The organism is Magnetospirillum sp. SS-4, assembly GCF_902729425.1.
GTDB lineage: Bacteria > Pseudomonadota > Alphaproteobacteria > Rhodospirillales > Magnetospirillaceae > Phaeospirillum.
The window spans coordinates 131,791-144,027 of the sequence record NZ_CACVCH010000001.1 but is presented as its reverse complement, the minus strand read 5'-3'; the positions used below and the strand labels follow the sequence as shown (position 1 = coordinate 144,027).

Annotated in this window: 10 protein-coding genes; 8 read left to right on the top strand and 2 right to left on the bottom strand. The window is 68.5% G+C overall.

What is annotated here, in order from left to right; all coding sequences use genetic code 11:
* Positions 1-61: 61 nt before the first annotated feature.
* Entirely contained in the window at positions 62-265 is a 204-nt protein-coding gene (locus tag MTBSS4_RS00675) for a DUF2892 domain-containing protein (protein ID WP_173981457.1), read from the bottom strand.
* Between the two features lie 92 nt (positions 266-357).
* On the opposite strand from MTBSS4_RS00675, the gene MTBSS4_RS00670 reads away from it, so the two are divergent.
* From MTBSS4_RS00670 to nth, 7 genes are all read left to right on the top strand, one after another.
* A complete protein-coding gene (locus MTBSS4_RS00670) occupies positions 358-1,314 on the top strand; it encodes an efflux RND transporter periplasmic adaptor subunit (protein WP_173981456.1) in 957 nt (318 codons plus the stop codon).
* Positions 1,315-1,319: 5 nt separating this feature from the next.
* Entirely contained in the window at positions 1,320-4,487 is a 3,168-nt protein-coding gene (locus MTBSS4_RS00665; RefSeq protein ID WP_173981455.1) for an efflux RND transporter permease subunit, read from the top strand.
* A gap of 78 nt (positions 4,488-4,565) precedes the next feature.
* On the top strand, positions 4,566-5,291 hold the full coding sequence (locus MTBSS4_RS00660) for a hypothetical protein (protein WP_173981454.1): 726 nt from the start codon (positions 4,566-4,568) through the stop codon (positions 5,289-5,291).
* A gap of 84 nt (positions 5,292-5,375) precedes the next feature.
* Entirely contained in the window at positions 5,376-6,515 is a 1,140-nt protein-coding gene (locus tag MTBSS4_RS00655; protein ID WP_173981453.1) for an efflux RND transporter periplasmic adaptor subunit, read from the top strand.
* Between the two features lie 2 nt (positions 6,516-6,517).
* The gene (locus MTBSS4_RS00650; RefSeq protein WP_173981452.1) at positions 6,518-9,697 is read left to right on the top strand and encodes an efflux RND transporter permease subunit; all 3,180 of its coding nucleotides are present in this window, start codon (positions 6,518-6,520) and stop codon (positions 9,695-9,697) included.
* Positions 9,698-9,819: 122 nt separating this feature from the next.
* Positions 9,820-10,596 (top strand): histidinol-phosphatase, encoded by a 777-nt coding sequence (hisN, locus tag MTBSS4_RS00645; protein WP_173981451.1) that lies wholly within the window; start codon positions 9,820-9,822, stop codon positions 10,594-10,596.
* Positions 10,593-11,228 (top strand): endonuclease III, encoded by a 636-nt coding sequence (nth, locus tag MTBSS4_RS00640; protein ID WP_173981450.1) that lies wholly within the window; start codon positions 10,593-10,595, stop codon positions 11,226-11,228. The genes hisN and nth overlap by 4 nt, the downstream gene beginning before the upstream one ends.
* Positions 11,229-11,234: 6 nt before the next feature.
* Here nth and MTBSS4_RS00635 read toward each other — a convergent pair whose 3' ends face one another.
* The gene (locus tag MTBSS4_RS00635) at positions 11,235-11,642 is read right to left on the bottom strand and encodes a bacteriohemerythrin (protein ID WP_173981449.1); all 408 of its coding nucleotides are present in this window, start codon (positions 11,640-11,642) and stop codon (positions 11,235-11,237) included.
* Between the two features lie 53 nt (positions 11,643-11,695).
* On the opposite strand from MTBSS4_RS00635, the gene MTBSS4_RS00630 reads away from it, so the two are divergent.
* Complete coding sequence (locus MTBSS4_RS00630; protein WP_173981448.1) at positions 11,696-12,190, top strand: metal-dependent hydrolase; 495 nt, start codon at positions 11,696-11,698, stop codon at positions 12,188-12,190.
* Positions 12,191-12,237: the final 47 nt, after the last annotated feature.

Here is a 12,237-nt window from a genome sequence, read left to right as displayed (position 1 = left end):
TGGACCTTCGCCGATCGCGATTCCGGGGGGCGGCCGCGATTCCGGCAAAGGTCCGGCCGGATCAGGCGAAGGCGCAGCCGGGCTTCATGCCGAGGCGCTTGAGCATCATCACCAGCGGGCAGAAGCCGGTGAACGAGGCTTGCAGCATGTTGGCGCCGACAAAAGCGGTGAACCACAGCCAATTGGCACTATGAACCTGGGACAGGGCGAGGCTGAGGAGTATCATGAGGCCGGCGAAGGTCATGACGGCGCGGTCGATGGTCATGGGGGAGACTCCAGTGTCTGCGAATTGAACTGTTGTAAAATTAGCTAATGCTAATATATTAGTCAAGCCCAATCCTCAGTGAAGGTCGTTCCATGAGACTGCTGCCCGCCCTTGTGATCCTGGCGCTCGCCTCTCCCTCCCTGGCCGGGGAGGTCGAGGTCAGGCTGCGCCGCGTCGACGATCTGAAGGCGGTGGCCGCCACCGTGGAGAGCGAGCACGAGGCCGCCGCCCGCGCCCGCCTGGGCGGCACCGTCACCGATCTCGCCACCGACGAGGGCCAGCGGGTCGAGGCCGGCCAGCGCCTGGCCACCGTCGCCGACACCAAGCTGGCGCCGCAGATCGGCGGGGCCGAGGCCCGCATCAAGTCGCTGGAGGCCGAGCGCGATCTGGCGCGGACCGAGTTCCAGCGCTCGGCCGAGCTGTTCGAGAAGGGCGCCGGCACCAAGATGCGGCTCGATGCCGCCCGGACCCGGCTGGAAGTGGCGGAACGCGCCATCGCCGCCGCCCGCTCGGAACGCACCGTCCTGACCGAGCGCAGCGGCGAGGGCGCCGTGCTGGCTCCGGCCAACGGCCGCGTCCTCAAGGTTCACGTCACCGAGGGCTCGGTGGTGCTGCCCGGCGACGTCGTCGCCACCATCGCGGTGGAGAATTACGCGCTGCGCCTCGCCCTGCCCGAACGCCACGCCCGCTTCATCAAGGTGGGCGACACCGTCCTGGTCGGTCCCCGCGCCCTCGGGATGGCGGACCAGCCGCCGCGCACCGGAGTGGTGCGCAAGGTCTATCCCCGCATCGAGAACGGCCGCGTCACCGCCGACGTGACGGTGGACGGCCTTGGCGACTTCTTCGTCGGCGAGCGTATTCCGGTCCATGTCAGCACCGGCAGCCGCGACGCCTTCGTCCTGCCCAGGGACGCCATCAGCCGCCGCCTCGGCCTCGACGTGGTCCGCCTCAAGTCAGGAGGCGAGGTGGTGGTGCAGACCGGCCAGATCACGGCGGACGGCGTCGAGATACTGTCCGGCTTGCGCGACGGCGACGTGGTGACGTGGTGAGCGACATGAAGCTGGGTCTCTCGGGCCATATCGCCAAGGCCTTCATCGCCTCGCCGCTGACGCCCTTGCTGCTGCTGGCCTCGCTGGCGCTGGGACTGATCGCCCTGATGGCGCTCCCGCGCGAGGAGGAGCCGCAGATCAGCGTCCCCATGGTCGACATCATGGTCGCCGCCAATGGGCTGAAGGCCGCCGATGCGGTCGAACTGGTCACCAAGCCGCTGGAAGTGATCGTCAAGGGCATCGACGCCGTCGAGCATGTCTATTCCCAGACCGGCGACGACCGGCTGGTGGTCACCGCCCGCTTCAAGGTCGGCACCCAGGAGGATATCGCCATCCTGAGGGTGCACGAGCAGGTGCGCGCCCACATGAACGAGATTCCTGTGGGGATTCCCGAACCGCTGATCGTCGGGCGCGGCATCAACGACGTCGCCATCGTGGTGCTGACGCTGGCGCCCAAGCCCGAGGCGGCCGAGCGCTGGAGCGGAACCGCCCTGGCCGAACTGGCCGAGCAACTGCGTCACGAACTGATCAAGGTCGACGACGTCGGCCTGACCTATCTGTCCGGCGCCCGGCGCGACCAGATCCGGGTCGAGCCCGATGCCGAGAAGCTGGCGCTGTACGCCGTCACCCTCAACCAGCTGGTGGACAAGGTCGCCAACGCCAACCGCTCGTTCATGGTCGGCGCGGTCCGCGAGGCCGGCAAGACCCTGCCGGTGGTGGGCGGCCAGACCCTGACCGGCATCCCCGATATCGGCAACCTGCTGCTGACCGCCCGCGACGGCCGCCCGGTCTATGTCAAGGACGTGGCGCGCGTGGTGGTGGGGGGCGACACCGCCGAGCATCGCGCATGGCATATGGCCAGGGGCGCCGACGGCCAGTTGGTCCGCGTTCCCGCCGTCAGCCTGGCCCTGGCCAAGCGGGCCGGCGCCAACGCGGTGGTGGTGGCCGCCGACCTGCTGGAACGCCTCGAGTCCATCAAGGCGCGGCTGCTGCCCGCCGACGTGGAGATCAGCGTCACCCGCAATTACGGCGAGACCGCGTCCGACAAGGCCGACGAGCTGCTGTTCCATCTCGGCCTCGCCACCTTGTCTATCGTCGCCCTGATCACCTGGGCGCTGGGCTGGCGGGAGGGCGTGGTGGTGGCGCTGGTGGTGCCCACCACCATCTTGCTGACCCTGTTCGCCTCGCACGTCATGGGCTACACCATCAACCGGGTCAGCCTGTTCGCCCTGATCTTCTCCATCGGCATCCTGGTGGACGACGCCATCGTGGTGGTCGAGAACATCGTCCGGCGCTGGCGGCTGGACAAGGGCACCGACACCACCGACACCGCCATCCGCGCCGTGGCCGAGGTCGGCAATCCCACCATCGTCGCCACCCTGACCATCGTGGTGGCGCTGCTGCCCATGATGTTCGTCTCCGGCCTGATGGGGCCGTACATGAGCCCCATTCCCGCCAACGCCTCGTCGGCCATGGTGTTCTCGTTCTTCGTGGCGGTGGCGATCACGCCGTGGCTGCTGGTCAAGGTGGCCGGCCGCAACGCCGCCGCCACCGCCGCCCACGCCCATTCCGAATCCTCGAAGCTGAGCGATCTGTATCTGCGCATCGCCACGCCCCTGCTGGAAGGCCGCGGCAAGTCCAAGCGCCTGCTGCTGGGGGTGACCCTGGCCACCCTCGCCGCCATGGCGTTCTTTCCGCTGAAGCTGGTGACGGTCAAGCTGCTGCCGTTCGACAACAAGTCCGAGCTTCAGGTGGTGATCGACCTGCCCGAGGGGGCTGCGCTGGAAGATACCGAGCGGGTGCTGATGGACGCGGCGGCGCGGTTGAAGGATCTGGCCGAGCTGTCCTCGATCCAGGCCTATGCCGGTACCGGCGCGCCGTTCAATTTCAACGGTCTGGTGCGCCACTCCTATCTGCGTCAGTCGCCGGAACTGGGCGATCTCCAGATCAACCTGCTGTCGCGCCACGACCGCGAACGCGCCAGCCACGCCATCGCGCTCGATGTCCGCCAGCGGCTGAACGGATTGCCGATGCCCGAGGGGACCGCCGTCAAGGTGGTGGAGGTGCCGCCCGGCCCGCCGGTGCTGTCGACCTTGCTGGCCGAGATCTACGGTCCCGACCACGCCAGCCGCCGCGAGGCCGCCGCCAAGGTCAGGGAAGCGTTCCAGGCGGTGGACTTCATCGTCGACGTCGACGATTCGCTGGCGGCGCCGCAAATGCGGCTCAGAATCTCCATCGACCAGGAGAAGCTGGAATTCCACGGCGTCGAGCAACAGGCGGTCTACGACACCATCACCGCCCTGATGGGCGGCGTGAAGGTCGGCTATTCCCATCGCGGCGGTGGAGCCACCCCCCTGGCCATCGTCATCGGCCTGCCCAAATCCGACATGCATCCCGGCGAGTTGCTGGCCAACACGCCGGTTCCGTCCAGGGCCGGCGTGGTCGAACTGGGCGACGTGGTCAAGGTGTCGTACGAGCCCGCCTCGGCCCCGCTGTTCCGCCGCGACGGCCGTTTCGCCGAGATGATCACCGCCGAGCTGGCCGGCCGCTTCGAGGCGCCCATCTACGGCATGTTCGCGGTCAACGACCGCCTCGAGGACATCCGGATCGCCTATCACGGCCAGCCCCGGGACGAATCCAGCCCGACCCTGCTGTGGGACGGCGAGTGGGAAATCACCTACGTCACCTTCCGCGACATGGGCGCCGCGTTCGGCGTCGCCATCCTCGGCATCTATCTGCTGGTGGTGGCGCAGTTCGGCTCGTTCCGGCTGCCGCTGGTGATCCTGGTGCCGGTGCCGCTGACCCTGATCGGCATCGTCGTCGGCCACCTGCTGTTCGGAGCCCCCTTCACCGCCACCTCGATGATCGGCTTCATCGCCCTGGCCGGCATCATCGTGCGCAATTCCATCTTGCTGGTGGACTTCATCCGCCACCGTCAGGCCGAGGGCGCGTCCTTGCGCCGGGCCTTGCTGGATTCGGGGGCGACCCGGGTCAAGCCCATCGTGCTGACCGCCGCCGCCGCCATGATCGGCGCCGCCTTCATCCTGACCGATCCCATCTTCCAGGGATTGGCGCTCAGTCTGGTGTTCGGCCTGATGTCGTCCACCTTGCTGACCCTGCTGGTGATTCCGGCGCTCTACATCTGGCTGCGCGACGACGGCAAGGCGGCGTGACCGAGTGAAACGGGGACTTCCCCGCCACCGGCGGGCGTGCGATTCTGCCCGCGCCCGCAAGCGGAGGACTGACGCCCGATGACGCCATCGACATTCGCCCTGGCGGCCGGTCTCGCCGCCGCCCTGTTGTTCGGTTTCCCGGTCCGGGCCCAGATGCTGGACCGTATCGACGGCCCGTCCACCTATGACGAATGCGTCGCCGAGCAAATGCGGGGCGAGGTGTCGGACTCGCGGGAACAGTCCATCCGCCTCGCCTGCCACAACCGCTTCGTCCTGCGGCTGCCCTATGCGGCGGCGGCGGAGCAGGATCCCGGCTACAATCCCTTCGTCGCCTGGGTGGCCGACCGCGACGCCAGCCACGGCTTCATGGTCCATTCCAGCGATCCCCGCGCCGGCGGCCGGTTCTCGCGCGGATTGAGCGACGCCCGCGCCGACGGATTGCGTCGGGTCCAGCGCCTTCACCGCCTGGCCACCAGCCGCCTGGCCAAGCTTTCGGGGTCGGTCAGCGGTTTTTCCACCCTGACCGTCCATTTGCGTAACCACAACGGCTTTCCGGTGACCCGTGTCGTCCTCGGCCTGTCGGAGGAGGAGGGCGACCCCTGCGTCCGGCCGCTGACCGACTATCCCGCCACCTTGTCCTGTCCCGCGATCACGCCCAAGATCGAGGCCGGAACCGAGGGCAAGGTGTCTTGCCGCTATTCCGGCTCGGTCGACATCGTGACCCTGTGCATCGTCGGTTTCGAATCCGGCTTCGTGCGGACCGATGATTTTCCGGCCGCCATGGGCGTTTCCGTCCGGCCCTGACCCGTTGATGGCGATTGACCGGGACGGCCCCGGCTCTGTAGAACAAAACTGTCCAGTTCAGTTTACTTCAGCCGGATCGGAACAATGTCGAGCAAGCCGAACCGAGGTCCTTCATTCCTGCCGGCTCTTCTGGCCGCGGTCCTGATCCTGGCGGCGGGGGACGTGGCGGATGCCCAGACCGCCGCGCCGCCGGTGACGGTGGCGCAGCCGGCCAAGCGCAGCGTCACCGAATGGACCGACTATACCGGCCAGTTCGTCGCGGTCGACAGCGTCGACGTGCGGGCCAGGGTCGCCGGCTATCTGACCGAGATTCACTTCACCGACGGCCAGATGGTCGACAAGGGCGACCTGCTGTTCGTCATCGACCCCCGTCCCTACGAGATCGCGGTGGCGTCGGCCAGGGCGCGGCTGGATCAGGCGGCGGGCAGCAAGGAATACGCCTCGCGCCAGCTCAGCCGCGCCGGCGAACTGCGCCGCAAGGATTTCGTCGCCGAAAGCACCCTGGACCAGCGCACCGAGGCCTCCAGGGGGGCGGGCGCCACCGTCGAGGCCGCCCGCGCCGCCCTGCGCGAGGCCGAGCTGAACCTTTCGTTCACCCGTGTCACCGCTCCCATTTCGGGGCGGATCGGCGCCCGCCAGGTCAGCGTCGGCAATCTGGTCAGCGGCGGCCCCAGCATCGCCGCGCCGACCCTGTTGACCACCATCGTGTCGCAGGCCCCCATCCATTTCATCTTCGACATGACCGAGGCCGATTTCCTGACCCAGGCCCGGCGGGGCCAGGGCAAGCCCGGCGCGGCCCTGTCGGGGGCCCAGGTCCGCATCGGCCTGGTCAACGAGGTCGGCTGGCCCCGCGAGGGCCGCATCGACTTCGTCGACAACCAGTTCGATCGCGGCACCGGCACCATTCGCATCCGCGCCGTTCTGCCCAACGACGACCACGCCATCGCCGCCGGCTCGTTCGGGCGCGTTCGTCTCGCCGCCTCCGAGCCCTACGAATCCCTGCTGGTTCCCGATACCGCCATCGTCACCGACCAGGCCCGCAAGCTGGTGATGACGGTCAAGGACGGCACCGTCGTTCCCAAGCCGGTCCGGCTGGGACCACTTCAGGACGGCCTCAGGGTGATCAGGGACGGCCTTGCCGCCGACGATCAGGTCATCGTCAACGGCCTGATGCGCGCCCGCCCCGGCGCCAAGGTCACGCCCCAGCCCGGCAAGATCGAATAGCCATGCGCCTGTCCCACTTCTTCATCGATCGCCCGATCTTCGCCACGGTGGTGTCGCTGCTGATCACCATCGTCGGCGGCATCGCGTTCTTCAGCCTGCCGGTGGCGCAATATCCCGAGATCGCGCCGCCGACCATCGTGGTCAGCGCCTCCTATCCCGGCGCCTCGGCCCAGGTGGTGAGCGACACCGTCGCCGCGCCGCTGGAGGAGAAGATCAACGGCGTCGAGAACATGCTCTACATCAACAGCCAGGCCACCGGGGACGGCAATCTCCGCATGACGGTGACCTTCGCGCTGGGGACCAATCTCGACACCGCCCAGGTGCTGGTGCAAAACCGGGTCGCCATCGCCACCGCCCGGCTGCCCGACGACGTCAAGCGCATCGGCGTCACCGTCGCCAAGAACTCTCCCGACATGCTGATGGTCGTTCACCTCAGTTCGCCCGACGGTTCCCGCGATCAGCTCTACATGTCCAATTTCGCGACGCTGCAAATGATGGACGTGCTGGCCCGTCTGGACGGCGTCGGCGACGTCCGGGTCTTCGGCGCCCGCGACTACGCCATGCGCGTCTGGATCGATCCGGACAAGGCGGCGGCCCGCAACCTGACCGCCGGCGAGGTGGTGAAGGCGCTTCAGGCCCAGAACGTCCAGATCGCCGCCGGCGTGCTGAACCAGCCGCCGATTCCCAGCCAGGGCGCCTTTCAGCTGTCGGTGCAGACCCAGGGCCGCCTGACCGAGCCCGCCCAGTTCGAGAACGTCATCGTCAAGACCGATCCGTCCGGGCGGATCGTCCGCCTGAAGGACATCGCCCGCATCGAGCTGGGGGCGCAGGATTATAGCGTCAGCGGCAGCCTGAACGGCGACAACGCCGTGCCGGTGGCGCTGTTCCAGCGGCCCGGCTCCAACGCCCTCGCCACCGCCGAGCGCATCATCGCCAAGGTCGAGGAGATGTCCAAGACCTTTCCCACCGGCATCACCTACACCATCGCCTACAATCCCACCCAGTTCATCGCCCAGTCGGTGAAGGAGGTCATCAAGACCATCTTCGAGGCGGTGATCCTGGTGGTGGTGGTGGTGATCGTCTTCCTTCAGACGTGGCGGGCGTCGCTGATTCCGGTGGCGGCCATTCCGGTCTCGCTGATCGGCACCTTCGCGGTGCTGAGCGCCATGGGCTATTCGCTGAACAACCTGTCGCTGTTCGGGCTGGTGCTGGCGGTGGGCATCGTGGTGGACGACGCCATCGTGGTGGTCGAGAACGTCGAGCGCAACATGCGCGACGGCATGAATTCCCGCTCCGCCGCCCACCAGACCATGGACGAGGTCGGCGGCGCCCTGATCTCCATCGCCCTGGTGCTGTGCGCGGTGTTCATCCCGGCGGCGTTCATCCCCGGCATCTCCGGCCAGTTCTTCCGCCAGTTCGCCGTCACCATCGCCGCCTCCACCGTGATCTCGCTGATCGTGTCGCTGACCCTGTCGCCGGCGCTGTGCGCTCTGCTGTTCCGCGGCCACGGTCCCAACGACCATCACGAGGGCAAGGCCTGGACCCGGCCGTTCACCCTGTTCTTCCGGGGGTTCAACCGGGGCTTCGAACGCATGGCCGGCGGCTATGGCCGGCTGACCCGCGTGGTGGTGCGGCGCTCGTTCATCATGCTGGCGGCCTATGCCGGGCTGATCGGGCTGGCCGGCTATGAATTCGTCAAGACCCCCAAGGGCTTCATCCCCGGCATGGACCAGGGCTATCTGATCACGGTCGTGCAATTGCCGCCGGGCTCGTCGCTGGAGCGTACCCGCGAGGTGGTCGGACGTGCCGCCCGGATCATGGCGGCGACGCCGGGAGTCGGCCATACCGTCGCCTTCGCCGGCCTGGACGGCGCCACCTTCACCAATGCCTCCAACGCCGCCGCCATCTTCACGCCGCTGAAGCCGTTCGAGGAGCGCTATGCCCAGGGGCTGTCGGCCGACGCGATCACCGCGGAATTGCGCAAGCGCCTGGGCGCCATCCAGGACGCCTTCATCATCACCATCGCTCCGCCGCCGGTGCGCGGCATCGGCACCGCCGGCGGCTTCAAGATGATGTTGCAGGACAAGGGCGGGCGCGGGCCGAAGGCGCTGGAGGATGCCGCCCAGGACATGGCGGCGGCGGCGGCCCAGGTCCCCGGCCTGTCCGGCATCTTCACCCTGTTCAACACCCGCACCCCCAATGTCCAGCTCGATATCGACCGGGTGCGGGCGCAGATGCTGGGCGTGCCGACCGAGCGGATATCCGAGGCGTTGCAGGTCTATCTGGGATCGGCCTTCGTCAACGAGTTCAACTTCCTGGGCCGCACCTTCCGCGTCACCGCCCAGGCAGACGCGCCCTACCGCGACGAGATCGGCGACATCTCCACCATCAAGGTCAGGAACGACAAGGGACAGATGGTGCCGCTGGGCGCGGTCACCACCTTCCGCTCCGATACCGGCCCCTACCGGGTGCCGCGCTACAACCTGTTTCCGGCGGCCGAGATCCAGGGCGCGGCGGCGCCCGGCTACGCCAGCGGCTATGCCCTGGCCCAGATGCGCCAACTGGCGGACGAGCGGCTGCCCGATGGCTTCGGCTTCGAATGGACCGAACTGGCGTTGCAGGAATTGCTGGCCGGCGACAACGGCCTGTGGGTGTTCGCCGCCTCGGTGCTGTTCGTCTTCCTGCTGCTGGCGGCCCAGTATGAAAGCTGGTCGCTGCCTGCCGCCGTGGTGCTGATCGTGCCCATGTGCCTTCTGGCCGCCGTCTCGGGGCTGATCGTGCGCGGCATGCCCATCAACATCCTGGCCCAGATCGGCTTCATCGTCCTGATCGGCCTCGCGGCCAAGAACGCCATTCTCATCGTCGAATTCGCCCGCCAGGCCGAGGCCGAGGGCATGGACCGCATCGAGGCCGCCGTCCATGCCGGCCGCACCCGTCTGCGCCCCATCCTGATGACCTCGCTTGCCTTCGTGCTGGGCGTGCTGCCGCTGGTGATCGCCACCGGCGCCGGCGCCGAGATGCGCCAGAGCCTTGGAACCACGGTGTTCTTCGGCATGCTGGGCGTCACCCTGTTCGGGCTGGTCTTCACGCCGATCTTCTACGTGGTGATCCGCAAGATGGTGGCGGGATACCACGTCCGCGCCGCCGCCGCCCACGCCGCCGAGCAGGCCCGGGGGCACTGAGCCCCTTGGCCGGTCGGTGGCGAAACGGACGCGGCGGGACGGAATCCTTGCGAACCGGGCTGGTCAGGCGGCGGCTTTCGCGCCACACTCGCCCCGCCTCCACGCTATCCGGATAGCCCGCCATGACCGCATGCCCCTCCGAGTTCGTGACCCTGGCCGGACGCCTGGCCGACGCCGCCCGGCCGGTGATCGCCCGCTATTTCCGTTCGGCCTTCTCCATCGACGACAAGGCCGACAACAGTCCGGTCACCATCGCCGACCGCGAGGTCGAGGCCGCCATGCGCGCCATCATCGCCGCCGAGCAGCCGGGGCACGGCATCTTCGGCGAGGAGCACGGTCGGGCCAATTGCGATGCCGAGTGGGTTTGGGTGCTGGACCCCATCGACGGCACCGCCGCCTTCATCACCGGAATGCCGAGCTTCGGCACCCTGATCTCGCTGTTCCACCATGGCCGGCCGGTGCTGGGCGTTATCGATCAGGCCGTCCTGGATGAGCGCTGGCTGGGGGTGGCCGGCCGCCCCACCACCTTGAACGGCGTTCCGGCGCGGGTGCGGCCCTGCCCCGATCTCGCCCACGCCTATGCCTTCACCACCGCTCCGGAACTGTTCGGTCCCGACACCCGGCCGGGTTGGGACCGCGTCGCCGCCAGGGTCAAGCGCACTCGCTACGGCGCCGATTGCTACGCCTATGCCATGCTGGCGTCCGGCCATGTGGATCTTGTGGTCGAGGCCGGGCTCAAGCCCTATGATTTCGGCGCCCTGGCTCCGGTGATCGAGGGAGCCGGCGGCGTCATGACCGAATGGTCCGGCCGGCCGCTCACCATCCAATCCGACGGCCGCGTCTGCGCCGCCGGCGACGCGCGGGTCCATGGCGAGGCGCTGAAGGTCCTGGGGGCATGACTCCCGATCAGGTCGACCGCTTCTACGCCCGGCTGGCGGCGGCCAATCCCGAGCCCAGGAGCGAACTGGACCATTCCGACCCCTATACCCTGCTGGTGGCGGTGGTGCTGTCGGCCCAGGCCACCGATGTCGGCGTCAACAAGGCGACCGGGCCGCTGTTCGCCGCAATCAGCACTCCCGCCGCCATGGTGGCGCTGGGCGAGGACCGGCTGGCCGAGGCGATCCGGACCATCGGGCTTTACCGGACCAAGGCCCGGAACGTCATCGCCCTGTCGCAAATCCTGCTGGACCAGCACGGCGGCCAGGTGCCCCGGGACCGTGCGGCGCTGGAGGCGCTGCCCGGCGTCGGGCGCAAGACCGCCAACGTGGTCCTCAACGTCGCCTTCGGCGAGCCCACCATCGCGGTGGACACTCATTGCTTCCGCGTGGCCAACCGGACCGGCATGGCGCCGGGAAGAACGGTGCTGGAGGTGGAAGACGGCCTGATGGCGGCGACGCCGGCCCGCTGGAAGAACCACGCCCACCACTGGCTGATCCTGCACGGCCGCTATGTCTGCAAGGCCAGGAAACCCGATTGTCCGGCCTGCGTGGTCCGCGATCTGTGCGGCTTCGCCGGCAAGGAGACGGCATAGGCCGAATCACCGTCCCCGGACGTAGGGCTGGAATTCCATGTCGCTGGTGGTGATGTGGGTGGTCAGCCAGGTGGCCAGGGAATCGCCCAGGGTCCGGACGATGCCCGCCCGGACCTCGGCGCAGCCGTCGGCATAATGAGCCATCACCGCGTCGAGACGCTTCAGCAGCATCTCGTGGCCCAGGCGATGGTCCTCGTGGTCGGGAAAGCCGATGGTCCGCTGGAAAGCCTCCTCGCGGGAGAAATGCTCGCGGCACAGGGCCGAAAGTTCCGCCAGGGTCAGGGCGATCCGGTCGTCGGACGGCGGGTCGGCCGATGCCCCCTCCAGCAGCGCGATCAGCTCGATCATGCGGCGGTGGTCGGCATCGATGGCGGCATCGCCCACCGCCAGCGTCTCGTCCCAGACGATTGACATGGCTCTCCTCCCAGGCCAACTGTACCCGAGCTTTGGTCTTGGGGGAAATACGGATGATGGCGGCTTCGCATATGGCGCTGGGGGGAGCCGCCTGGGTGGTGGTGACCAAGCTGGGCGGCGCCGCGCCTGAACTGTCGGCGGCGGGCATGGGCATGGCGGTGCTGGGGGCGCTGCTGCCCGATATCGACCATCCCGGTTCGGCGGTCGGCCGCCGGCTGTGGATGATATCCCGGCCGCTGTCCATGCTGATCGGCCATCGCGGCCTGACCCACTCGCTGCTGGCGGTGCTGGCCGGGGTGGCGGCGCTGGTTCTGGTCGCTCCTTCCTCCGACCTTGCCGTGTTCGTGGCGCCGCTGGCGGTGGGGTATCTGTCCCACCTGGCGGCCGATGCCCTGACCCCGTCGGGGGTGCCGCTGCTGTGGCCCGCCAAGCGGCGTTTCGGCATCGCCCTGTGCAGCACCGGCGGGCCGGCGGAAATGCTGACGGTGGCGGCCTGGCTGGCGCTGGCGGCCTGGCTGGCCGGGCCGGAAGCCCTGGGAATCGGCTGAGGTCCGGGCGGCGTTGCCGGTGGCGCTGGCCCACGGGGCCGGCGAGG

What these genes read in the sequence shown, in the direction of transcription:
- MTBSS4_RS00675 (WP_173981457.1), bottom strand. Translation starts at nt 265, where the DNA reads ATGACCATCGACCGCGCCGTCATGACCTTCGCCGGCCTCATGATACTC.
- MTBSS4_RS00670 (WP_173981456.1), top strand. Translation starts at nt 358, where the DNA reads ATGAGACTGCTGCCCGCCCTTGTGATCCTGGCGCTCGCCTCTCCCTCC.
- MTBSS4_RS00665 (WP_173981455.1), top strand. Translation starts at nt 1,320, where the DNA reads ATGAAGCTGGGTCTCTCGGGCCATATCGCCAAGGCCTTCATCGCCTCG.
- MTBSS4_RS00660 (WP_173981454.1), top strand. Translation starts at nt 4,566, where the DNA reads ATGACGCCATCGACATTCGCCCTGGCGGCCGGTCTCGCCGCCGCCCTG.
- MTBSS4_RS00655 (WP_173981453.1), top strand. Translation starts at nt 5,376, where the DNA reads ATGTCGAGCAAGCCGAACCGAGGTCCTTCATTCCTGCCGGCTCTTCTG.
- MTBSS4_RS00650 (WP_173981452.1), top strand. Translation starts at nt 6,518, where the DNA reads ATGCGCCTGTCCCACTTCTTCATCGATCGCCCGATCTTCGCCACGGTG.
- hisN (WP_173981451.1), top strand. Translation starts at nt 9,820, where the DNA reads ATGACCGCATGCCCCTCCGAGTTCGTGACCCTGGCCGGACGCCTGGCC.
- nth (WP_173981450.1), top strand. Translation starts at nt 10,593, where the DNA reads ATGACTCCCGATCAGGTCGACCGCTTCTACGCCCGGCTGGCGGCGGCC.
- MTBSS4_RS00635 (WP_173981449.1), bottom strand. Translation starts at nt 11,642, where the DNA reads ATGTCAATCGTCTGGGACGAGACGCTGGCGGTGGGCGATGCCGCCATC.
- MTBSS4_RS00630 (WP_173981448.1), top strand. Translation starts at nt 11,696, where the DNA reads ATGATGGCGGCTTCGCATATGGCGCTGGGGGGAGCCGCCTGGGTGGTG.